Source organism: Novosphingobium resinovorum, from assembly GCF_036352595.1.
GTDB classification, from domain to species: domain Bacteria; phylum Pseudomonadota; class Alphaproteobacteria; order Sphingomonadales; family Sphingomonadaceae; genus Novosphingobium; species Novosphingobium resinovorum_B.
Genome location: NZ_JAZFAX010000031.1, coordinates 18,406 through 40,465, shown reverse-complemented (window position 1 = coordinate 40,465; position 22,060 = coordinate 18,406). Strand labels below are relative to the sequence as shown.

Below are 22,060 nucleotides of genomic sequence, written 5' to 3'. Positions count from 1 at the left end.
GCATGCCTGTCGGTTGTACCTTGGGTCATCCAAGGAGATCCATGTGCGCAATCGGTTGATCGTTTCCTCGTTGCTTGCCGTGACTGTTGCACTCACAGCGTGCGGGTCCGGCTCCGAGACGCCCGACGCGCCTGCGCCGGCCGTGAACATCACTGAAGTTCATTGGAACGACGCGGCGGTGCGCGACCTGCGCGCTGCGATCGACAGCCGGGCAACGCATGGCCTCGATCACATGAATTTTGTGGTCGATGGCCAACCCGGCAATGCCGACGGCGATCGCGCGCTGACCGAAAGTGCCTTGCGCTACGCATCGGCGCTGGCGCGCGGTGCCAGCGATCCGAAGAAGCTTTACGACATCTATTCCGTGCCAAGGCCTGACCCGAACCTCCTGCCCGGCCTTGCCAAAGCTTTGAAGGGCGGGGACCTCAAGGACTGGCTGGACGGCCTCGCCCCCCAGGATGACGGCTACCGGCGCCTTTCGAAAGCCTACCTCTCGCTTCGTGGCAGCAAGGATGCGCCCGCCCCGGCCATCGCGCAGGACAGCGAACCGCTGAAGCCCGGCGACAGCGATCCGCGCGTGCCGCAAATCGCCCGCCAGCTCGCGGCCTCCGACTATCTTGATGGCAAAGATGCGCAAGGCGACCGCTATTCCCCGGCCATGATGAAGGCCGTGCAGCGCATGCAGGCGGACTACGGCATCAAGCCCGACGGCGTGATCGGCAAGGATGCGCTGGAAATCCTCAACCTCTCCGATGAGGACAAGGCGCGCGCGATCGCAGTCGCGATGGAGCGCATGCGCTGGCTGCAGCGCGATCCGCCCAAGACCCGCATCGACGTCAATGTTGCTGCGGGCCGCCTGATCTATTGGCGTGACGGCAAGATGGTCGATACGCGCAAGGTCGTCGTCGGGAAGCCGGAGAACCAGACCCCGCAGCTGGGTTCGCCGATCTATCGTCTCGTCGCCAATCCGACTTGGACTGTCCCGCGCTCGATCCAGAGCAAGGAGATCGCCGGCAAGGGCAGCGCCTATCTGCGCCGCAACAACATGGCGTGGAAGGACGGCTGGGTGGTACAGCAGCCCGGCCCCGGGAACTCGCTGGGCCTCGTCAAGTTCGACATGAAGAACGAGCATCAGATCTACCTGCACGACACTCCCGCCAAGCAGCTGTTCCAGGAAGTGCAGCGCCAGCGCAGCCACGGCTGCGTGCGCGTGGAGGATGCCCTGGGCTTTGCGGAAATGCTGGCAAAGGATGAAGGCGTGCTCGACGAATGGCACCGTGCCCGCGCCACCGGCAAGGAAACCTTCGTGCCGCTGCCACGCGAAATTCCAGTTCGTCTTCTCTATGACACAGTCCTTTTCGGCGAAGATGGTGAGCCGGTCATCCGCTCCGACCCCTATGGTCGCAACGAGAGCGTGGCGACCGCACTGGGCTTCGCGGCAAAAACCAGTCACCCGTTGCACGCCAATGGCGGCGACGTCGGGCCGTAAGGCAGGGATCGGACCCATCGGCAACTCTTCGCCGATCGGCGCATTTGCTGTTCTTACCTTCCCGACAAAGCGTTGAAGGAATTCGACCTGCCCTCAGCCAATCCCAGCGCAGCGCTGATAGCGCTGCACCCGCTTCATGCGATCCTGCTCGCTTTCCCGGTGTCGATGTTCCCGGGCGCTCTGCTGGCGGACATCACATATCTCAACAGCTCGGAAATGCAGTGGTCGAACTTTGCATCCTGGCTGATCGCCGGAGCGCTGGTGTTTACCGGCCTTGCCCTGGCCTGGGCGTTGATCGGCATGCTTGCGCGCCGGGCGGGAAGAGGTTGGCTCTGTGCGATCCTGGCGCTGCTATTCGTCGTCGGCCTCGTCAATGCGTTCCAGCATAGCCATGACGGGTGGAGTTCGGTCGGCACGACCGGTCTTGCCCTCTCCGTCATTTCCACGGTGCTGGCGCTGGCAGCGGGATGGATTGGCTACACCGTTTCCCGCGAGGTGCGAGCATGAACCGCGTTGTCCTTTCCGCCCTGAGCCTCGCTGCGCCGATCGCCCTTGCCGCTTGCGACAAGGCGCAAGATCTCGATCAGACCGGCCCGCGGCCGGCGCTCCCCGAGCAGAACCAGACCCTTCTTCCGCCGATGAAGATCGCCAGCCCCGCAGGCTGGAACGGCGCGATGCCCAACGTGCCCAAGGGCTTTACCATTGCGCCCATCGCCACCGGTCTAAAGGTGCCGCGCCAGACGCTCGTCCTTCCCAACGGCGACATTCTGGTTTCCGAAGGTCTTGGTGGAAGCGCGCCCAAACTGCGCCCCAAGGACGTCATCGCGGGCTATATCAAGAGCCTTGGCAAGAGCGGCACGAAGGGCGGCGACCGTATCACCTTGCTGCGTGACCGCGATCGCGATGGAAAGTATGAGCTCCAGACCGTGCTGATCGACAAGCTGAACGCGCCTTACGGCATGGCGTTTGTGGGATCTGAGCTCTACATCGCCGATCAGGACGCCCTGCTGCGCTTCCCCTACCGCGACGGACAAACGCGCATCGATGCGCCCGGCGAAGTGATGACGAAGCTCCCCGCCAATCCCAACCATCACTGGACCAAGTCCCTGACGGCGAGCGCCGACGGCTCGCGGCTCTACGTCGGTATCGGCTCGAACAGCAACATTGGCGAGCGCGGCATGGCTGTGGAGGAAGATCGCGCGGTCGTCTGGGAAATCGACCGCGAAAGCGGGACGCATCGCACGTACGCCTCGGGCATCCGCAATCCGACGGCTCTGGCGATCAATCCGTCAACGCAGGCCCTCTGGGCCGTCGCCAACGAGCGCGACGAGCTGGGCGCGGACCTCGTGCCGGACTACCTGACCTCGGTGAAGCCGGGGGCGTTCTATGGCTGGCCTTACAGCTATTACGGCGGTCACGTCGATCCGCGCGTCCACCCCCAGAAGCCTAACATGGTCCGCAAGGCGATTGCCCCGGACTATGCCCTGGGCTCACACGTCGCAGCGCTTGGCCTGACGTTCCTTACCGGCGGCGGCTTTGGCGGAAATTATGCCGATGGCGCATTCGTGGGCGAGCACGGAAGCTGGAACCGTCGCCAACTGGCGGGCTACAAGGTTGTATGGATTCCCTTCACCAATGGCCGGCCCTCGGGCAAGCTCCGCGACTTCGTGACAGGGTTCATCGGGCCCGAGGGGAAGGCGCGTGGACGCCCGGTCGGCGTCACGTACGATCCCGAGCGCCGGGCGCTGCTGATCGCCGACGACCTATCGAACACCGTATGGCGAGTTATCCCTGCACGCTAAGCGCTCTGCCATTATTCTGACTGCATGTGGCTGAACGGTGCCTCGATTTCGCCTCCGAGGCACCCTTGGTGCATAGCACAGATCGACTTGGCCACCACCAAGCAGACCAATGGAAGTGGGACGCAAACCGAACCCTGTGTGCCCGGGTTCGGTTACCGAGGGGCCGCCCACCTCCAGCCACAACGTTTGGGTCCCCGATCATTCGATCGCCCGGCCGTGGCAAAGCGCAATGCCTATCGAATCGCTCATCGCTGCCATGAAACTTCGGATAGGCGCGTTTGTGTCAAAGGACACACAATTACCCCTTGTCTGATCGCGTGTTATCTAGGCCAGGCTTTTCGTCGCACGCCGCGGCCGCGGCTGCTTGACATGAGGGTTTACCGGGAAGACGAGAGCGCATGTCCGAACACGCTGCTCAAACCCTTTCCCTGCCAGCTGACCTTGCCGCGCGGCTTTCCTCGCTCACGCGTGACGGCGGATTTTCCGATGAAGCCGCACTTATCGAAAGCGTGCTGGGTCAACTCTCTGCGAGAACAGAAGCGACTGCCGGCTGGCCCTACGGAGGAGGCGAATGCGGGCGCCGTATTCGCGAACTTGACTGGTCCGCCAATCCGCTCGGTCCGATTGGGAGTTGGTCACTGGAACTGCGCGCGACCGTTGCCAATATCGTGAACTCTCCTGTCGCCAAGGTGCTGATGTGGGGGCCAGAGCACGTGATGCTTTACAACGATGCCTATTCCATCGTTGCAGGCCCCAATCATCCCCAGGCGCTTGGCGGTACGGTGCCCGGGATCTGGCCTGAGATCTGGGACTGGAACCGTGAGATGTTGGCCGCCGGAATGCGCGGCGAATTACGGTCCTATCGCGATCAGATCCTGGTCCTGGAGCGTAACGGTTACGCCGAGCCCGTGACATTCGATTTGTTCTACACCCCAGTCTATGAAGCCGATGGCAGTATCGGCGGGGTGATGTGCACCTGCATAGACAATTCTGCGCGGATCGCCCTTGAGGCGGACGTGGCCGCCAGCAACAAGCGTTTCCGCACTGCGATGGAGGCCATGCACGGTGTCCTGTGGACCAACAGCGCCGACGGTCGAATGCTGGGCGAACAACCTGCATGGGCTGCCCTGACCGGCCAGTGCCTTGAGGAGTATCAGGACTACGGCTGGGCGCAGGCTGTCCACCCAGATGATCGCGAACCGACGATCGTGGCATGGAACGCCGCCGTGGCGGCCAAGGCCATGTTCGTCCATGAGCATCGCGTACGCCGCCATGATGGGGAATGGCGCACCTTCGCCATTCGCGGACTCCCCGTTCTTGACGAGGGTGACACGATCATCGAATGGGTCGGGGTCCATTCGGACATCACCCACCAGCGCGCTGCGGAAGAAACACTGCGCGAGCTCAATGCGACGCTTGAGGCCCGGGTGATCGCCGAGATCGACGAGCGACGTCAGGCAGAAGTCAAGCTGGCCCAGGCGCAGAAGATGGAAACCGTCGGCAAGCTAACCGGAGGCGTTGCGCATGATTTCAACAATCTGCTTCAGGTGATCTCCGGCAACCTCCAGTTACTCGCGAAGGACGTCTCGGGGAACGAGCGCGCCGAAGCCAGACTGACCAATGCCTTGGCGGGCGTCACCCGAGGCTCGAAGCTCGCCAGCCAGCTTCTTGCCTTCGGTCGCAGGCAGGCTCTCGAACCCAAAGTGGTGAATGTCAGCCGCTTCGTGCGCGGCATGGACGACATGCTGCGCCGCGCAATCGGTGAAGGCATCGAACTGGAGACCATCGTTGGCGGTGGTTTGTGGAATACTTATATCGATCCGGTCCAGGTCGAGAACGCCATCCTCAATCTGGCGATCAACTCGCGCGATGCGATGGATGGCCAGGGCCGCCTTACCATCGAAGTCGGGAACGCCCATCTCGACACCGAATATGCACTCACGCACGATGAAGTGACGCCTGGCCAGTACGTGATGCTGGCGGTAAGCGACACAGGGACAGGGATGTCGCGCGAGATCATCGACAAGGTTTTTGAGCCATTCTTCTCGACCAAGGGCGAAGGCAAGGGGTCAGGCCTCGGCCTCTCGATGGTGTACGGCTTCGTCAAGCAATCCGGCGGACACATTAAGATTTATTCGGAGCCGGGCGAAGGCACGACCATAAAGCTGTACCTTCCCCGGTCGATGGAAAGCGAAGATATCGAGGTCCAGGTCGACAATGGGCCGATCGTCGGCGGCACCGAAACCGTTCTGGTGGTCGAGGATGACGAAGAGGTTCGCGCCACCGTTGTCGAGATGCTGACCGATCTTGGCTACCGCGTCCTGAAGGCGCCCGATGCGGGGGCCGCGCTGATCGTGATCGAAAGCGGCGTACCAATCGACCTGTTGTTCACCGACGTCGTCATGCCCGGCACCCTCAAAAGTCCGGAGCTGGCACGCAAGGCGCGGGAACGACTGCCTTGCATCGCCGTGCTGTTCACATCGGGATATACCGAAAATTCGATCGTCCACGGTGGCAAGCTCGATGCCGGAGTGGAATTGCTCTCCAAGCCCTATACACGCGAAGCGCTGGCCCGAAGGCTGCGCCACGTGATCGCGAACCAGCGTCAACGAGCCGGCGCCGAGAATCCAGGGCACACTGAAGGGCGTCCGGCCCATGACCAGCAGGTCATCGACGGCGCCCGTGCCCGCGGACCGCGCACGGTCCTGCTCGTCGAGGACGATCCGTTGATCCGGTTCAACACCGGCGAGATGCTCGAGGACGCCGGCTACGTGGTTGTGGAGGCGGGAAGTGCGGAAGATGCGATGTCAGCCTTGCAGACCGCGCCGATCGATATCCTTGTCAGCGACATAAATCTGCCGGGAAGCTCGGGCATCGATCTTGCCAGCCGCGCCAGGGACCTTCGCCCATCAATTCGCATCGTCTTTGCCTCCGGAGATACCTCCCGGGCTGGTGACATCGATAGCGCGATCTTCCTCGCAAAACCCTACGGAAGCGGAGAACTGACCCAGGCTATGGAAGACGCAATCCGGTCGCCGGCGCCGTCAACCGGTTCCAGACTGAGTTAGGGCCCCAAACGGAAGAATGGGCTGATGTCTTCGGTCTGCCGCATTGCGCAGGCCATGCGGGAACCGGTAGCATCACGTGCGTCTTCATTCAGTATCCGACCCCGGCAAGCATTGTAGGGGCGAAGGCAGAACGGAAACTCACAGGTTGGGGCAACGCATTCACGAGGCGCCATGCATAGTCCTCATCGTCGAGGATGAACCTCTCATCCGAATGTTGGCCGAGGATATGGTAATGGACGCCGGGCTGATCCCGCTCTGTGCCGCCGACGCGCATCAGGCGCTTCGTATTCTCCCTGATCACGACGATATTGCGATCCTCTTCACCGATGTCGACCTGCCTGGTGATTTCAATGGCCTTGATCTGGCACGCCGGGTCCATGCCAGCGGACTTGGTCTTGATATCATCATCACGACAAGCCGATGCGAGCCGGACGAAAGCCCGCTTCCGACGGGTGCGCAGTTCCTTGCAAAGCCCTATTCGGGAGCGGAGCTGCTAAACGCCATTCACACTGCTGAATGCTGACGCGCTGACCTATACCAAAGCACTCCCCCGCCCCTGAATGCCGAGTTGTTTTCTCGCCTCTGGTTCATAGATCATAATCATGCTGCGCCAAGTCTCTTCCAGAACCCGATGTATCGCCCTCATTTGTGGAAAATGCTCAAAAAAGGTCGGTGGCGGCTTTGGGCAGAAAGGCAAGACAGCGCTTGCCAAGATGCTGAATGAAGCAAACGGGGGGAAGAAGGGCAGGAAAGCGCAAATCCTGGCGATCGAAACCAAGTGCCTCAAACTTTGTCCCAAGGGCGCAGTTGTTACGATTGGCGCGTCGCATCCCGATACATGGCTGCTCATTCAACCTGGAACACCCCTCGACGAGGTTCGCGAGCAGATGGGATTCGGGGCTCGTACCCGCAAGGATGACTGATCGTGGAATGCCGGATCGGGCCCAAAGCGTCCTGCCCCGGCGCGGACTTGCGGTTCGCGGACCTCGCCAACGCAGACCTTACCGGTGCGGACCTTCACGATGCGAAGCTGTCCCGCGCGGACATGCGGCATGTGAACCTGAGCGGTGCCAATCTGGAGGGAGCCGGCCTTGAAGGCGCTGACCTTTCGATGGCCTTCCTCAACGGTACGCGGTTCAGCGGGACGTCGCTGCGCGGCGCGAACCTGGCCTTTTCCCGCGCCGGTCATGCGATTTTCGGCAAAGCGGACTTCACTGCGGCCAATCTGGAAAAGGCCCTGCTGAAAGGGGCCACCTTTCGCGGCGCTCGCCTGATCCACAGCGATCTGCTCGAGGCGAAGTTTTATGAAGCGAACCTTGAAGGCGCTACAATGGACGCCGTGCGGATACGGTCCGCCGTGTTTCAGAATGCCTCGATGAAGGATTGCGTCGGCTGCCCAACGGCTTGGCAGGCCGGCGAAACTGTCTGGCAAACCGAGGCCAGGGAACGCAAACGCAATGGCGAACACCCGTAAATCTGCATCTTCGATCTCTGCTTCGGCAAGAACTTGGCTGTTCGAACAGTTACTTATCTTCAAAAAGCGGGCACCAACGAACTCTCAAGTCTTGGCCGTCTGCCGCCAGACAGCTTTTCTTGCGTCGGGTCCACCATACCAATCTGAACGACTGACCGCTTGTAAGCCGTGAAACGGAGCCGCGGTACGGCAACTATGGGCGCGTTGCAGAAGCTTACCCGTCGCAGTGGCCTGCCCAGACTGGCGAGGCCTGAGTGCCAACGCAAGCCAGTTGCATGCGCTTTGCCGGGTCAATTTCGATGCCGTCTCTACACAGCGCGACCAGGATACTTCCGCCTGTTCGGGATGCTCGAATAGGAAATATCAAACACGGCAGAGCGGATTTTCGCTTCGTGCCATTAATTTCTTCACCGGGGTTATTAAAAGCCGGTCGTACGCCCCTTCCCGTTTAACGGGAAAGGGGCAAGGTTCAGTGTACCCTCGTACCTCGTCCGAACAGGAATCCGAGAACCAGAATTACGACCGCTACGATCAGGAAAATCTTGGCAAGGCCGGCAGAAAGACCGGCCACGCCCCCAAAACCCAGTAGCGCAGCGATGACTGCGACCACTGCAAAAATGATGGCCCAGCGAAACATCAGGCATCTCCCGTTTGAACGAACTGCGTCGATCACTTCGACGTGCTCGAACTTGCAAACTTTCTGCCATTGTCAATGTTCCAGACACATCCTGCATAATGCCGACACGTATGGTGGCGTCCGATAAGGTACATGGCCCTGACGTGCCGAAGATAAGGTTAGCGATGGGTCGGATCATGCGCGCCGTCCGCGCGTTGGCTCCTTTGGAGAAGGAGCCTGAAGATGTCGTTTTTCACTACCGCCCGCCGCGAAGTCCTGACACGCCCGGTTCTGTCGCTTGTGCAATCCGCCCTCCCCGCACTGTCCGCCACGGAAAACGAGGCGATCGATGCCGGGAACACTTGGTGGGACGCCGCCCTGTTCACCGGCAACCCTGACTGGAATGCGCTGCTGGCCGTGCCTCCTGCTACGCTCACGGCAGAAGAGCAGGCCTTCATGACCGGCCCGGTCGAGACCTTGTGCGGGATTATCGACGACTGGCGCATGACCTGGGAAACCCACGACCTGCCCCCCGAGGCGTGGGACTACCTCAAGTCCGAGAAGTTCTTCGGCATCATCATTCCGAAGGAACACGGCGGCCTCGGCTTTTCGAACTTCGCGCATAGCGAGATCGTGAGGAAAATTGCGACCCGCTCGGTTTCCGGTGCAGTGACGGCGATGGTGCCAAACTCGCTGGGACCGGGCGAACTGATCCTGCGGTTCGGCACCGAGGCGCAACAGCGGCAATGGCTTCCCCGCCTCGCCGATGGGCGAGAGCTTCCTGCCTTCGGCCTCACCAGCCCGGAAGCAGGATCGGACGCCGCCGCAATGGTCGATGAAGGCGTGGTCTGCCTGGGCGATTGGCAGGGCGAAGAGGTGCTCGGCATCCGTCTCAACTGGCACAAGCGCTACATCACGCTGGGCCCCGTCGCGACGATCCTGGGACTCGCCTTCAAGCTGCGCGATCCCGACCATCTCCTTGGCGGGCAGGACGAGATCGGCATCACCGTAGCTCTGGTGCCCACCGACCTGCCCGGCGTCACCATCGGGCGGCGGCACATCCCTTCGATGCAGACCTTCCAGAACGGCCCGAACGAGGGCAAGGATGTGTTCATCCCCCTCGATAACGTCATCGGCGGGCCTGAGCGGGTCGGTCAGGGCTGGAAGATGCTGATGAGCGCGCTGGCGGCCGGGCGCGGCATCTCGCTGCCCTCGCTGTCGGCGGCGGCAGGCGCCTTCGCCGCGCACACCACGGGCGCCTATGCACGCGTGCGCTCGCAGTTCAACCTGCCGATCGGCAAGTTCGAGGGCATCCAGGAACGCCTCGCCCGGATCGCGGGCAATGCCTACCTGCTCGACGGTGCGCGGCGCCTGACCTGCGCGGGACTGGATCAGGGCAACCACCCCGCCGTGATCTCCTCGATCCTGAAATTGCACGCCACCGAGCGGATGCGCGTCGTCATTAACGACGCGATGGATGTCCATGGCGGCAAGGCGGTGATCGAGGGCCCGCGCAACTACATGGGCGGACAGTACCGCGCGATTCCCGTAGGCATCACCGTCGAGGGCGCGAACATCCTGACGCGCAGCCTGATGGTCTTCGGACAAGGTGCAATCCGCTCGCACCCCTATCTCCTCGACGAGATCCGCGCGGTGGGCGATGCCAATCGCGGGCGCGCGCTGGCCGATTTCGACAAGGTACTATGGAAGCACGTCGGCCACGCGCTCAAGACCGCGATCCGTGCCTTCGTGCGCAGCTGGAGCGGCGGCGTCTTCGCTCCCGCGCCAAAGGCGGGAAAGGCCACGCGCTATTATCGCCAGATGAGCCGCTATGCCGCAGCCTTCGCGTTCTGCTCGGACATCGCGTTCCTGACGCTGGGCGGCGAACTCAAGCGGCGCGAACTGCTCTCGGCGCGCCTCGGAGACGTGCTGTCCGAACTCTACATGCTCTCGGGCGCGCTCAAGCGCTGGGAGGACGAAGGGCGGCAGGACGACGACCTGCCACTGCTCGACTGGTGCATGCAGAGCGGCTTTGCCAGCATCGAGCAGAGCTTCGCGCAGATCATCGAGAATTTCCCGACCCGCCCGGTCGGCTGGATGCTGCGCCTGTTCATCATGCCTTACGGTCGTCGCCGCAACGGCCCCACCGACCGGACGATACGCCGCGCCGCCGCCATCCTGCTGGAACCGTGCCCAGCACGCGACCGGCTGGTCGAGAACGTCTATATCGGCGGCGAGGACGAGGCAGTCGCGCGGCTGACCGAGGCTTTCCGCATGACCGTCGCCACCCAGCCGATCCATGACCGCATGAAGCAGGCCCGCCTCCGCGACGCCGATCAGGCGCTCGCGGCGGGCGTGATCTCGAAGGCGGAACGCGAGCAGCTGCACCAAGCGGACGGAGCCGTCGCAGAAGTCATCGCGGTCGATGACTTCGCGCCCGAGGAACTGACCCGCAGAACGGATACGTCGTTGCGCGAGGCCGCCGAATGAGCCGCGCGGTCTACATCGTCGATGGCGCCCGCACGCCGTTCCTCAAGGTACGCGGCGGGCCGGGGCCGTTCACTCCGGTTGATCTCGCGGTGCAATGCGGCCGCCCACTGCTGCTGCGCCAGCCGTTCGCGCCCGAGGCCATCGATCAGGTGATCCTCGGCTGCGTCAATGTCATCGCCGACGAGGCCAATCCCGCCCGTGTCGCGGCCCTGCGCCTTGGCTGCGGCGCGCAGACGAGCGCCTTCACCGTCCAGATCAACTGCGGGTCGGGGATGCAGGCGATGGATACCGCCTATCGCTATATCGCCGACGGCGGCCGCGACCTGATCCTGGCGGGCGGCACCGAAGCGCTCAGTCATGCGCCGCTCGTGCTGCGGCAAGATGCGCTGGAGTGGCTGGCGGCGATGCAGGGCAGCAAGGAAGGGCCGCTCGGCAAGCTGAAGGCGGCGGCAGGGTTCCGGCCCGATTTCCTCAAACCCATTGTCGGGCTCGAACGGGGGCTGACAGACCCGATCACCGACCTCGGCATGGGCCAGACTGCCGAAGTGCTCGCGCACCTGTTCGGCGTCAGCCGCGAACAGGCCGATGCCTATGCGGTGGAGAGCCACCAGCGCCTCGCCCGCGCGCAGGCCGAAAGATGGCTTGAGGGCGAACTCGTCCCCGCCTTCGCGCGGGACGGAACCGTCCACGACCATGACGACGGCGTCCGACCCGACAGCGCGCCGGACAAGCTGGCGAAGCTGCGCCCCGTCTTCGAGCCGCCCTATGGCAAGGTCACCGCGGGCAACAGTTCGCAGATCACCGACGGCGCCTGCTGGACGATACTCGCCTCCGAGGATGCGGTGGCCCGTTACAGACTGACGCCGCGCGCGAAGATCCTCGACAGCCAGTGGTCGGCGCTCGATCCCGCGATCATGGGCCTCGGCCCGGTGCTGGCCGCGACCGAGCTGCTCAAGCGGGGCGGGCTGGTCCTCGACGACATCGACCTATGGGAACTCAACGAGGCTTTCGCGGCGCAAGTCCTCGCCTGCCTTGCCGCGTGGGAGGACGACGGTTTCTGCCGCGAGGTTCTCGGCCTTGACGGCGCGGCGGGGCGCATCGCGCGGGAGCGCATCAACGTCGATGGCGGGGCGATCTCGCTGGGCCATCCGGTCGGTGCAAGCGGGGCGCGCATCGCGCTGCATCTGGTGCAGGCGATGGAGCGCCATGGCGGCGAACTCGGCATCGCCACCGAATGCATCGGCGGGGGCCAGGGCGGCGCCATGCTGATCGAACGCATCGCAAACATGGGAGCAGCCGCATGACCATGCAGGATCCCGTCTGGACCTATCTCGAAGACCGCAACCTCACGCTCGGCCCGCGTCCGGTTCCCTCGGAGGGGTTACGTCACTGGACACTCACGCGCGACGCACAGGGCGTTGCCTGGGCCGTGCTGGACAAGCAGGGCGCGGGCGCCAACACCCTGTCTCAGGACGTCCTGGAGGAATTCGCGCGGATCCTCGACCGGATCGACCAGCGCGCGCCCAAAGCTCTGGTGATCCGTTCGGCCAAGCGCGAGGGTTTCCTTGCAGGCGCGGACATCGGGGAGTTTCGCGGCGTCACTGACGAGGCCGCTATTCGCGGACACATCGAACAGGCTCATGCCGTGGTGGACCGGCTGGCGGCGCTGACGATCCCCACGATCGCGGTCATGCACGGTTATGCGATGGGCGGCGGGCTGGAGATCGCCCTCGCCTGCACCCAGCGCATTGCCGTCGAGGGGACGCGCTTCGGCTTTCCCGAGGTGCAGATCGGTCTTCACCCCGGCCTTGGCGGAACCGCCCGCTTCACCCACACCTGCGATCCGATCGCGGCGATGAGCCTGATGCTCACCGGCAAGACGATCCACGACCGGCAGGCGAAGGCGATGGGCCTGATCGACGCGCTGGTGCCCGAACGTCACGTGCAGGCCGCCGTCGATGCGGCCGTCGCGGGCAAGCTGCCGCAGGCCCGGCAGGGTCTGCTCGACAAGGCCAAGGACAGCGCGCCGGCCCGCCGCATCGCCGCAAGCCAGATGCGCGCCGAGGCCGAGCAGCAGGCACCATCCGCGCATTATCCAGCGCCTTATGCCCTGATCGACTTGTGGGAGGAGCACGGCGGCGACCTTGAAGCGATGAAGCGCGCGGAGATCGCCTCCTTTGCGAAGCTGATGCTGACCGATACCGCGCAGAACCTCACCCGCGTGTTCTTCCTGCGCCAGACGCTCAAGGATCTTGCCGGGAAGGCCGATGGCATCCGCCATGTCCACGTCATCGGTGCGGGCGCGATGGGGGGTGACATCGCCGCATGGTGCGCATGGAGGGGGCTGCGCACCAGCCTGTCCGACGTGAAGCCGGAGCCGATCGGCGGTGCGCTGGCCCGCGCCGCGAAACTCTACGAGAAGATCGCGCACGACGACCGCCTGCAGATACGCGACGCGCTCGACCGGCTGATCCCCGATCCCGGCGGCCTCGGCATCGCCCAGGCCGATCTCGTGATCGAGGCCGCGCCCGAGAAGGCCGACCTCAAGCGCAAGCTCTACGCCGAGGCCGAGCCGCGCATGAAGCAAGGCGCGATCCTTGCCACCAACACCTCGTCGATCCCCCTTCCCGAACTGCGCGATGGGCTGGCGCGGCCCGAACGGCTGGTCGGCATCCACTTCTTCAACCCCGTCTCGCGCCTCGATCTGGTTGAGGTGATCGCGCATGATCGCCTGGCGCCGGAGGTGGAGACCGCAGCGCGCGCTTTCGTCGGCCGGATCGGCAAGCTGCCAGCGCCTGCCCGCAGCGCGCCGGGCTTCATCGTCAACCGTATCCTCACCCCTTATCTCGCCGAAGCGCTGATCCTGATGGACGAGGGGATGGCGCCGGAAACCATCGATCGCGCCGCGACCAGGTTCGGGATGCCGATGGGACCGCTCGAACTGGCCGATCAGGTCGGTCTCGACGTGGCGCTGGACGTGGCGGCGATGCTGAAGCGCGAACTCGGCTGGGCGCTGCCCGATGCGCCGCAGTGGCTGGCCGACAAGGTTGCCGCCGGCGACAAGGGCCGCAAGACCGGCAAGGGCATCTACGTCTGGCGCGACGGCAAGCCGGTGAAGGGCAACAGCCCCGCTCCCGATCCCGCACTGGCCGATCGGCTCGTCCTGCCAATGGTCAATACCGCCGTCGCCGTGCTGCGCGAGAAGGTCAGCAACGATCCCGACGTGATCGATGCGGCGATGATCTTCGGCACCGGCTTCGCGCCGTTTCGCGGCGGTCCGATCCATTACGCCCGTCAGCGCGGCATCCACGACGTCCTCGCCGCGCTGTCTGCGCTGGAACGCGATCACGGCGCCCGCTTCGCACCCGACGCGGGGTGGGACGCGCTGCGGTGAGCCTCTGCCTTTCCGACCCCGCGGGGGTCGCCCGCCGCATCGCCGAGCATACCGGCGGCAGGATCGTGCTCGGCCTGCCGCTGGGTCTGGGCAAGGCCCCGCACGTCGCCAATGCGCTGTTCGAGATGGCGCGCGCCGATCCCGCCATTCACCTGACCATCTTCACGGCCCTGACGCTGGAACGCCCCCGCCTCGGCAGCGAACTGGAGCGCCGGTTTCTGGAACCGGTGTTCGAACGGACGATGGGCGGCTACCCCGAATTCGCCTATGCCGCCGCCCAGCGCGCCGGGGACATGCCGCCCAACATCGAAGTCAACGAATTCTTCTTCCAGGCGGGCAGCCGCCTTGGCAACGATGACGCGCAGCGCAGCTACATCTCGGTCAACTACACCCATGCCATGCGCTGCCTCATCGATCAGGGTGTCAACGTCATCGCGCAGATCGTCGCCCGGCGCGGCGAACGTTTCAGCCTGAGTTGCAACACCGACATGACGCTGGACCTGCTCGCCGCGCGCGACGCGGGGAAGGCGGATTTCCTGCTGGTGGGGCAGGTCAACGACGAACTGCCGTTCATGACGGGCCCCGCCGACCTGGCCGCTGAGCGTTTCGCGATGATCCTCGACAGCGCCGAAACGCGCTTTCCCCTGTTCGGACCGCCCAAGCAGCCGATCAGTCCCGCGCAGCACGCGATCGGCCTCCACGTCGCCTCGCTGGTGCCCGACGGCGGTTCGCTCCAGATCGGCATCGGCGAGATCGGCGACGCCGTGGCGCATGCGCTGATCCGCAGGGACGGCGAGCCCGGCGCGTTCGCCCGTACGCTGGCCGAGATCACCGTGGGCGCGCGCCCACCGATCGAAGCCTCGCCGTTCGAGCAGGGTCTGTACGCGCCGACCGAGATGCTGGTCGACGGCTTCCTCGAACTGCTGCGCGCCGGCATCCTCAGGCGCGAGGTCGAAGGGGCGGTGCTGCACGGCGGCTTTTTCATCGGTCCGCGCAGCTTCTATGCAGCGCTGCGCGAGATGGACGAGGACACCCGCGCCCGCATCCACATGCGCGAAATCTCCTGGATCAACGCGCTCTATGGCGATGAACAGGCCAAGCGCGTGGCCCGCGTCGGCGCCCGCTTCGTCAACAGCGCGATGATGGTGACATTGCTGGGCGCGACGGTTTCGGACGCTCTGGAGGATGGCCGGGTGGTAAGCGGCGTCGGCGGCCAGTACAACTTCGTCGCGCAGGCCCTCGAACTCGAAGGCGCGCGCTCGATCATCACCCTTCCCGCGACGCGAGTGCATGACGGCGAACTGCGCTCCAACATCGTGTGGTCCTACGCTCATGAAACGATCCCGCGGCATCTGCGCGACATCGTCGTCACCGAATACGGCATCGCCGACTTGCGCGGCGTGAGCGACGAGCAGGTAGTCCGCCGCCTCGTCGCCGTGGCCGACAGCCGATTTCAGGACGAACTGATGGAAGCCGCGCGCGATGCCGGCAAGCTGGCACCGGACTGGATGCCGGACGATGCCTGTCGCCGCAATCTTCCGGAGGAGCTTGCGGCGTCGCTGCCCGCTTCGCAGTTCCCGCCCTATCCTTTCGGGACCGATTTCACGAACGTCGAGCAAGCGCTTCTTCCGGCGCTGCAACACCTCGCCGAAATCGCGCATCACCCGTCCGGTCTGGCGAGACTGATGGCACGAGGCCTGGCCGGTGCGCCGACGACGGAAACCGAAGCCGAGGCGCTCGATCGTATGGGCCTGACTGAGCCGCATGGCTTGCGGGAACGCAGCTATCGCGCGCTGATCCTCGCTTCCTTGCGGCGGGGAGAACACGCCGAGGCGCTTTGAAATCTTGGCCTAATGCCGTCCCTTGGCGAGAAAGCGCCCTCGCCTGGCGGTGCTACGTTACGCTGCGTGTCTCGGGTGTCAGGAACAGGACCGGGAGCACGCACAGGGCGACCACTGTAATCATCATACCCGGACACAACACCATTCCGGTTCGCGCAACAACGGTCTGCGCAAGCCAGGGCGTCATTCCTCCAAAGAGTGCGGTGGCGGTTGTCGCCCCCAGCGCCAGACCGCTGAGACGGCCTTCGGCGGGGATCTGCTCGGCGGTAGCGACGGCACCCACCGCGCTGACTCCGCCGGCCAGCAGTGCCAGCAATACCGCACCGGCCAGTGCCCCGCTGGCTGACGCATCGGCCAGCAGACGAAACAGGGGATAAGGCGCGGCGGCGCTCAGCAGCGCCAGCCCGATCAGTACCGGGCGACGGCCCACGCGATCCGACAGCAGACCGACGAAGGGTGTCACCGCGATCACTGCCAGCCCTGCGACGGTCGCCATTTGCAGCGCATGCGCTTCACTCAGACTGCCCGAGGATGTCAGGAACACCGGCACATACGTGATGCCGACGTAATAGGTGATCGACCCCAGTGCTGAGATCGCAAAGCCGCGCAGCACACCCGGGCGGTAATGCCTGAGGGTATGGGCCAATGGTCGCCGCGCCAGTGTTCCTGCCTGTCGGTTTGCCGCGAACTCAGGTGATTCCGCCATGGCGGAACGCGCCAGCAGGATCAGGCCCGCCAATCCCGCGCCGACGAAAAACGGGATGCGCCACCCCCAGTTGTCCAGTTCCGGCGCCGGCAGGATGCTTACGGTGAGCGCTGCCATACCGGCGGCCAGCAGCCCGCCGACCTCGCTTGTCGCAGCCGCCAGCGAAGTCACGAATCCACGGCGATGCGCAGGCGCCCCTTCCAGCAGATAGGCAACCACGCCGGTATATTCACCTCCGACCGCGAAGCCCATGACGCAACGCAGCCCCAGAAGCAGCACCCCCGCCAGCGGTCCGATCTGCGCGGCAGTAGGCAGCAGTGCTGTCAGCAGCATCGCTAGCGTCATTATTCCCATGGAAGCCAGCAAAGTCGCCCGCCTTCCGCGACGGTCGCCGAAGTGCCCAAACACCAAAGCACCCACCGGGCGCATCAGGTAGGCCATGGCAAAGCCGAGCAGCGCCGTCAGCACCGCGTCCTGCGCACCGTCTGCCGGGAAGAACACGCGCGACAGGACAGTCGCCATGTAAAGGAACAGCGTGAAGTCGTACCACTCCACCACGGTCGACAACGCCGCAAGAACCAGCGAGCGGCGATCCGCGGTGGTCTCGCGATCTGACGGCATCAGGCGGTCTGCTCGTCCCCGATGGCACGGGCAAGGATGACCATGAAGCGATCATCGGCGTCGCCGAAACCCTGCAGCGGCTCCCAGCCCCCCGCTAGCAGCAGCGTATCGGCGCTGCGTGGATCGTACTTGTGGCTGTTCTCGGTATGGATCGTCTCACCCTGGGCCATGGTGAAGCGGCGGCCGCAGACCTCGAATTCAATCGCGCGCGTCGCGGCGATGTGCATCTCGATGCGCGCGCGATCGTCGTTCCATACGGCGCGATGGGCAAGCGCATCCAGCGGAAGGGTTCCACCCAATTCACCGTTGATGCGCGCGGCAAGGTTGAGATTGAAAGCCGCCGTCACCCCCTGCGCGTCATCATAGGCACTGACCAGTTCACTCTCGGCCTTGATGCGGTCGAAGCCGATCAGCAGCAGGCTTCCCGCTCCCAGCGTCCTGCGCATGGAACGCAGCAGGTCCACAGCCGCCATCGGTTCCATGTTGCCGATCGTGGAGCCGGGGAAGAAGCCAAGACGCGGGTGCTGTTCGACTTCGCCGGGCAGCGTAGCGGGCTGGCTGAAATCGGCCTCGACCGGATGGATCGGCAATTCGGGATAGCGCGCGGCCAGCCCCGCGCAGGATTCGCGGAGGAATTCACCGGAAATGTCGATGGGAACATAGGCGGCAGTCCAGATTGCATCGAGCAGCAGCGGTGTCTTGGTAGCGCTGCCCGCGCCGAATTCCACCACGACATGGTGCCTTGGGCCGACCATGCGTCCGATCCGCGTGGCATGCGCCATAAGAATGCCCGTCTCGGTCCGGGTGGGATAGTATTCGGGAAGACGCGTGATCTCCTCGAACAGTTCGCTGCCGCGATGGTCATAGAACCAGCGCGCGGGGATCGCCTTGCGCTTCTGCGAAAGGCCGGTGAGGACATCGCGCCGGAATTGCGCGCGCAAGCTGTCGCGGGAGACGTCGATCAGGTCGCGGACGGCAGTGGCCATGGGTTACAGGTCCTTCGCTAGTCGCACGCCGGTGAACTGCCAGCGCTTTTCGGGGGGAAAGAAATTGCGGTAAGTGGCACGCGAATGTCCGCGCGGCGTCGCGCAACTGGCGCCTTTAAGCACGCACTGACCCGACATAAACTTGCCATTGTATTCCCCCACCGCACCTGCAGCCGGGCGATAGCGCGGATAGGGAAGGTAGGCCGAACGCGTCCATTGCCAGCAATCGCCGAACAGGCCCGGCGATCCGCCGGGATGGACTGCCTGCGCCGCATCCAGCTGATTGCCGGCGCGGGCATCTTCGGATGCCGCGGCGACTTCCCACTCGAACTCGGTCGGCAGGCGATGGCCAGCCCAGGTCGCGAATGCATCCGCTTCATAAAACGAAAGATGCGTTGCCGGTGCGTGCGCATCCCTCGGCTGCAAACCGGCCAGCGTGAACGCGGCGTCGTCCTGCCAGTAGAGGGGCACTGCGATCTCGCGCGAAACCACCCACGCCCAGCCGTCCGAAAGCCACAGGGCCGGATTGCGATAGCCGCCATCGGCGATGAACTCTTCCCATTCGCCATTGGTCACCAAACGCCGGGCCAGCGCGAACGGTTCGATCAGCACGTCGTGCGCCGGGCCTTCGTTGTCGAACGCGAAGCCTGCTCGCCGATGACCGACGCGATGTCGGCCGCCGTCGTGCGGGTGCCAGTCTATCGGCCCTGCTGCGGCCGGGGGTCGATCGGCCGGAGCGCCATAAGCGGGCGCCAGCGGGTTGAGCGACAGTGCGTGCTTGATGTCGGTCAGCAGCAGTTCCTGATGCTGCTGCTCATGATGCAGGCCCAGTTCGATCAGCGCGGCCAGATCCTCCCGCCACGCCACTTGCCCGATATGCTCATCCACGTGCGCGCGATAGGCCAGGACCTCGTCCAGCGAAGGACGCGAGAGCATGCCGCGCTGCGGGCGGGCATGCCGCGGCCCTTCCGCCTCGTAATAGGAGTTGAACAAAAAGGGCCATGCATCATCGAACAGCTTGTAGCCGGGCAGATGATCCCGCAGCACGAAGGTCTCGAAGAACCATGTCGTATGCGCCAGATGCCACTTGGCGGGAGACGCATCCTCCATCGACTGGATGGTCGCGTCGGCATCGGAAAGCGCGGCGACGAGTGCCCGGGTCAGCGCGCGCACCGATGCGAACGCTTCGCCCGGCGAATGGTCATGCCCCACCGGCAGCGATCGGTCTTTCGCGGCATCCATGGTGCGCTCAACGGCTCAGGCCGCGAAGGGATGCCTCGCCCCGGCAATATAAAAACGAAGCGCATCGGAAAACGGGAGAACGCCTGCGCGAAACATTGCTGACCGTCAGGCCGGGACCAACTCGCGCATGCGTGCGTTAGGCGCAGAAAGGAGAGAGCTTCATGCCCGAACGATCCAAAGCTCAGCAGAAAGCCGCCGGGGCGGCACTGTCCGCCAAGCGCGGCGAGACGCCCAAGTCCAAATTGCAAGGCGCATCCAGGGAAATGGTGAAATCCATGAGCGAAGCCCAGCTCGAGGAACTGGCCACCACCAAGCGCAACAGTCTGCCCGACCATAAGGGCTGACCGTTTCGACCGGCGCAATTGCAAGCTCGGTCAACGCAAGGAACCGTGTATCGGATGCCGGGTTGAGATGACATCCCTCGCAACGTCCTTCCGGACACTGCCCCATCCCTCCGCGCGGCGGCCTCCCGCGAGTGCGGTTCGTCTCCGCAGTGTGCCTGCGCATCGGCGCCGCAGCGCCTGTAGCAAGGACATTTCCGCATGAGCGGTTCCCACGGCCACCCCGCCTGGTCCGCACCGCACTGAACTGACATCAGCAGGAGTACACTCATGTCCCTCACCGTAGCCGAACTGCTTGTCGCCACGCTTGACGAAATCGGGGCGCATCAGGTCTTCGGCATAGTCGGCGATGCGCTCAATCCGTTCACCGATGCGATCCGCCGACAGGACAAGGTCCGCTGGATTGGCGTGCGCCATGAGGAAGGTGCAGCGCTCGCCGCTGCCGGGCAGGCCAAGGTTACCGGACGCCTCGGCGTATGCTGCGGCACCACCGGCCCTGGGGCCAACCACCTCGTCGCCGGGCTTTACGAGGCACGCAAGGACCATGCGCCGGTCCTCGCGATCTCGGGCGGCGTCGCCACGGCCAAGCGCGGCAGCGACTACCTGCAGGAAGACGATCCGGTCGCGCTGTTCCGCGACGTCGGCGTCTACAGCGAGATCATCGCCGCGCCCGATCAGGCAGCGGCGGTCATCCAACAGGCGATCGCACATGCGTATGGCGAGCGCGGTGTCGCGCATATCTCGATCCCGCCCGAGGTCTTCGCGGCGAAAGTTTCCGGGGCGGTGCCCAGCATCGCCACCCTGCGTCCCCGCCCCGAGGTCGCACCGGCAGCGGCCGACATCGCCGCGCTGGCGCAGATGATCGGCGACGCGAAGGCCGTGGCCGTCCTGTGCGGCTTTGGCTGTCACGGCGCGGCCGAGGAGCTGAAAGCGCTCTCAGACCGCCTGAATGCACCGCTGATGCATACTTATCGCGGCAAGGATATCTTGGCCTACGACGATCCGCACTGGATCGGCGGCGTCGGCCTGATCGGCGGGCGGCCCGGCGTCGATGCCTTGCACAAAGCGGACCTGATGCTGATGCTGGGGACCGACTACCCCTATTCCGAATTCCTTCCCACCAAAACGCGTGTGGTGCAGATCGACGAGCGCGCTTTCGCGCTGGGCCGCCGAACGCCGGTTGCTTTGGGCATCGTCGGATCTGTGCGCCCGGCCCTGCGCATGCTGCTCGATGCCCTGCCACAGCGCAGCGACACATCCTTTCTCGATGCGGTGAATGTCGACCGCGCGAAGTGGGACGCGATGCTGGACGAGAAGGCCGCGCTCGATCGATCGCCCGACTTGCTCCACCCGCAGGCTGTGGCCCGTGTGGTCAGCGATCGAGCTGCCGACGATGCGGTGTGGGTCACGGACACCGGCGAAGTCACGCTATGGGCCGCGAACTGGCTGCGCCAGAGCGGGCGCCAGCAGATCACCGGCTCGTTCAACAATGCCGCCGTCGGCACCGGCATGGGCTTAGCCAACGGCGTCCAGGCTCTGGATATCACGCGGCAGGTGATCCTGCATGCGGGCGACGGCGGCTTCACCATGCTGCTGGGCGAATTCATGACGGCGGTGGAGCACAACCTGCCGGTCAAGGTGGTGGTCTACGACAACAGCGCCTGGGGCCTTGTCCACCTCGAAATGGAGGGCGCGGGCGTGCCGCCGAGCGAGGGCGCAACGTTCCCCAACCTCGACTTCGCGGCTTTCGCGCAGGCCTGCGGCGCGCGCGGATTTACGGCGAGGAAGCCGCACGAACTGACCGCCGCCGTGGACGCGTGGCTGGCCGAACCAGGCCCCGCGATCCTCCATGCTGTCGTCAATCCCGACGAGATACCCGCGATGCCGCATATCGCCCCCGTTCAGGCGCTTCGTTTCGGAATCTCCAAGGTGAAGCAGGCGTTCGGCGCTCTGACGCGGCGGGGCTGAGGGCCGCAACCTTGCCGCCCGA

17 protein-coding genes are annotated in these 22,060 nt (G+C 64.5%); 13 read left to right on the top strand and 4 right to left on the bottom strand.

The window, feature by feature from the left end; all coding sequences use genetic code 11:
• Nucleotides 1-43: 43 nt before the first annotated feature.
• The 7 genes from V2S85_RS21835 to V2S85_RS21805 all read left to right on the top strand — a co-directional run bounded on the left by V2S85_RS21835 (nt 44) and on the right by V2S85_RS21805 (nt 7,833).
• Nucleotides 44-1,489, top strand: coding sequence for a L,D-transpeptidase family protein (locus V2S85_RS21835; RefSeq protein WP_330704919.1), 1,446 nt, complete (start codon nt 44-46; stop codon nt 1,487-1,489).
• 72 nt (nt 1,490-1,561) lie between these two features.
• On the top strand, nt 1,562-1,996 hold the full coding sequence (locus V2S85_RS21830) for a DUF2231 domain-containing protein (RefSeq protein ID WP_330704918.1): 435 nt from the start codon (nt 1,562-1,564) through the stop codon (nt 1,994-1,996).
• Nucleotides 1,993-3,291 (top strand): sorbosone dehydrogenase family protein, encoded by a 1,299-nt coding sequence (locus V2S85_RS21825; RefSeq protein WP_330704917.1) that lies wholly within the window; start codon nt 1,993-1,995, stop codon nt 3,289-3,291. Before V2S85_RS21830 ends, V2S85_RS21825 begins: the two co-directional genes overlap by 4 nt.
• A 398-nt stretch (nt 3,292-3,689) precedes the next feature.
• Nucleotides 3,690-6,359, top strand: coding sequence for a response regulator (locus tag V2S85_RS21820; RefSeq protein ID WP_330704916.1), 2,670 nt, complete (start codon nt 3,690-3,692; stop codon nt 6,357-6,359).
• A gap of 76 nt (nt 6,360-6,435) precedes the next feature.
• Nucleotides 6,436-6,882: a response regulator gene (locus V2S85_RS21815; protein ID WP_330704915.1), complete on the top strand. Its 447-nt coding sequence runs from the start codon at nt 6,436-6,438 to the stop codon at nt 6,880-6,882.
• Between the two features lie 79 nt (nt 6,883-6,961).
• Nucleotides 6,962-7,282: a (2Fe-2S) ferredoxin domain-containing protein gene (locus V2S85_RS21810; RefSeq protein WP_330704914.1), complete on the top strand. Its 321-nt coding sequence runs from the start codon at nt 6,962-6,964 to the stop codon at nt 7,280-7,282.
• A gap of 2 nt (nt 7,283-7,284) precedes the next feature.
• Nucleotides 7,285-7,833: a pentapeptide repeat-containing protein gene (locus tag V2S85_RS21805; protein WP_330704913.1), complete on the top strand. Its 549-nt coding sequence runs from the start codon at nt 7,285-7,287 to the stop codon at nt 7,831-7,833.
• 469 nt (nt 7,834-8,302) lie between these two features.
• Here the strand turns inward: V2S85_RS21805 and V2S85_RS21800 are convergent, their stop codons facing one another.
• Nucleotides 8,303-8,470 (bottom strand): DUF1328 domain-containing protein, encoded by a 168-nt coding sequence (locus V2S85_RS21800; protein WP_330704912.1) that lies wholly within the window; start codon nt 8,468-8,470, stop codon nt 8,303-8,305.
• 222 nt (nt 8,471-8,692) lie between these two features.
• Here V2S85_RS21800 and V2S85_RS21795 point away from each other — a divergent pair, with 222 nt between their 5' ends.
• Genes V2S85_RS21795 through V2S85_RS21780 form a run of 4 tightly spaced genes read left to right on the top strand, consistent with a single transcriptional unit; the run spans nt 8,693 to nt 16,174 of the window.
• On the top strand, nt 8,693-10,939 hold the full coding sequence (locus V2S85_RS21795; protein ID WP_330704911.1) for an acyl-CoA dehydrogenase: 2,247 nt from the start codon (nt 8,693-8,695) through the stop codon (nt 10,937-10,939).
• The gene (locus V2S85_RS21790; protein ID WP_330704910.1) at nt 10,936-12,243 is read left to right on the top strand and encodes an acetyl-CoA C-acetyltransferase; all 1,308 of its coding nucleotides are present in this window, start codon (nt 10,936-10,938) and stop codon (nt 12,241-12,243) included. Before V2S85_RS21795 ends, V2S85_RS21790 begins: the two co-directional genes overlap by 4 nt.
• A complete protein-coding gene (locus tag V2S85_RS21785; protein WP_330704909.1) occupies nt 12,240-14,333 on the top strand; it encodes a 3-hydroxyacyl-CoA dehydrogenase NAD-binding domain-containing protein in 2,094 nt (697 codons plus the stop codon). Before V2S85_RS21790 ends, V2S85_RS21785 begins: the two co-directional genes overlap by 4 nt.
• Nucleotides 14,330-16,174, top strand: coding sequence for an acetyl-CoA hydrolase/transferase C-terminal domain-containing protein (locus V2S85_RS21780; RefSeq protein ID WP_330704908.1), 1,845 nt, complete (start codon nt 14,330-14,332; stop codon nt 16,172-16,174). The genes V2S85_RS21785 and V2S85_RS21780 overlap by 4 nt, the downstream gene beginning before the upstream one ends.
• Before the next feature lie 52 nt (nt 16,175-16,226).
• On the opposite strand, the gene V2S85_RS21775 is transcribed toward V2S85_RS21780, so the two are convergent.
• The 3 genes from V2S85_RS21775 to egtB are packed head-to-tail and all read right to left on the bottom strand — an operon-like array spanning nt 16,227 to nt 19,729.
• Complete coding sequence (locus tag V2S85_RS21775; protein ID WP_330704907.1) at nt 16,227-17,501, bottom strand: MFS transporter; 1,275 nt, start codon at nt 17,499-17,501, stop codon at nt 16,227-16,229.
• Nucleotides 17,501-18,487 carry an L-histidine N(alpha)-methyltransferase gene (gene egtD, locus V2S85_RS21770; RefSeq protein ID WP_330704906.1) on the bottom strand — a complete coding sequence of 329 codons (987 nt, stop codon included), beginning with the start codon at nt 18,485-18,487 and terminating at the stop codon, nt 17,501-17,503. The genes V2S85_RS21775 and egtD overlap by 1 nt, the downstream gene beginning before the upstream one ends.
• 3 nt (nt 18,488-18,490) lie before the next feature.
• Nucleotides 18,491-19,729, bottom strand: a complete 1,239-nt coding sequence (gene egtB / locus V2S85_RS21765; protein WP_330704905.1) for an ergothioneine biosynthesis protein EgtB — start codon at nt 19,727-19,729, stop codon at nt 18,491-18,493.
• A gap of 161 nt (nt 19,730-19,890) precedes the next feature.
• Here egtB and V2S85_RS21760 point away from each other — a divergent pair, with 161 nt between their 5' ends.
• Together V2S85_RS21760 and V2S85_RS21755 are read left to right on the top strand one after the other, a co-directional pair.
• Entirely contained in the window at nt 19,891-20,073 is a 183-nt protein-coding gene (locus V2S85_RS21760) for a DUF3008 family protein (RefSeq protein ID WP_330704904.1), read from the top strand.
• Nucleotides 20,074-20,340: 267 nt separating this feature from the next.
• Nucleotides 20,341-22,038 (top strand): thiamine pyrophosphate-binding protein, encoded by a 1,698-nt coding sequence (locus V2S85_RS21755; protein WP_330704903.1) that lies wholly within the window; start codon nt 20,341-20,343, stop codon nt 22,036-22,038.
• The last annotated feature ends 22 nt before the right edge of the window (nt 22,039-22,060 follow it).

Excerpts from the sequence above, each read along its gene's own strand:
- V2S85_RS21820 (WP_330704916.1), top strand. The coding sequence starts at position 3,690 with ATGTCCGAACACGCTGCTCAAACCCTTTCCCTGCCAGCTGACCTTGCC.
- V2S85_RS21825 (WP_330704917.1), top strand. The coding sequence starts at position 1,993 with ATGAACCGCGTTGTCCTTTCCGCCCTGAGCCTCGCTGCGCCGATCGCC.
- V2S85_RS21800 (WP_330704912.1), bottom strand. The coding sequence starts at position 8,470 with ATGTTTCGCTGGGCCATCATTTTTGCAGTGGTCGCAGTCATCGCTGCG.
- egtD (WP_330704906.1), bottom strand. The coding sequence starts at position 18,487 with ATGGCCACTGCCGTCCGCGACCTGATCGACGTCTCCCGCGACAGCTTG.
- V2S85_RS21775 (WP_330704907.1), bottom strand. The coding sequence starts at position 17,501 with ATGCCGTCAGATCGCGAGACCACCGCGGATCGCCGCTCGCTGGTTCTT.
- V2S85_RS21755 (WP_330704903.1), top strand. The coding sequence starts at position 20,341 with ATGTCCCTCACCGTAGCCGAACTGCTTGTCGCCACGCTTGACGAAATC.
- egtB (WP_330704905.1), bottom strand. The coding sequence starts at position 19,729 with ATGGATGCCGCGAAAGACCGATCGCTGCCGGTGGGGCATGACCATTCG.
- V2S85_RS21785 (WP_330704909.1), top strand. The coding sequence starts at position 12,240 with ATGACCATGCAGGATCCCGTCTGGACCTATCTCGAAGACCGCAACCTC.
- V2S85_RS21795 (WP_330704911.1), top strand. The coding sequence starts at position 8,693 with ATGTCGTTTTTCACTACCGCCCGCCGCGAAGTCCTGACACGCCCGGTT.
- V2S85_RS21760 (WP_330704904.1), top strand. The coding sequence starts at position 19,891 with ATGCCCGAACGATCCAAAGCTCAGCAGAAAGCCGCCGGGGCGGCACTG.
- V2S85_RS21790 (WP_330704910.1), top strand. The coding sequence starts at position 10,936 with ATGAGCCGCGCGGTCTACATCGTCGATGGCGCCCGCACGCCGTTCCTC.
- V2S85_RS21810 (WP_330704914.1), top strand. The coding sequence starts at position 6,962 with ATGCTGCGCCAAGTCTCTTCCAGAACCCGATGTATCGCCCTCATTTGT.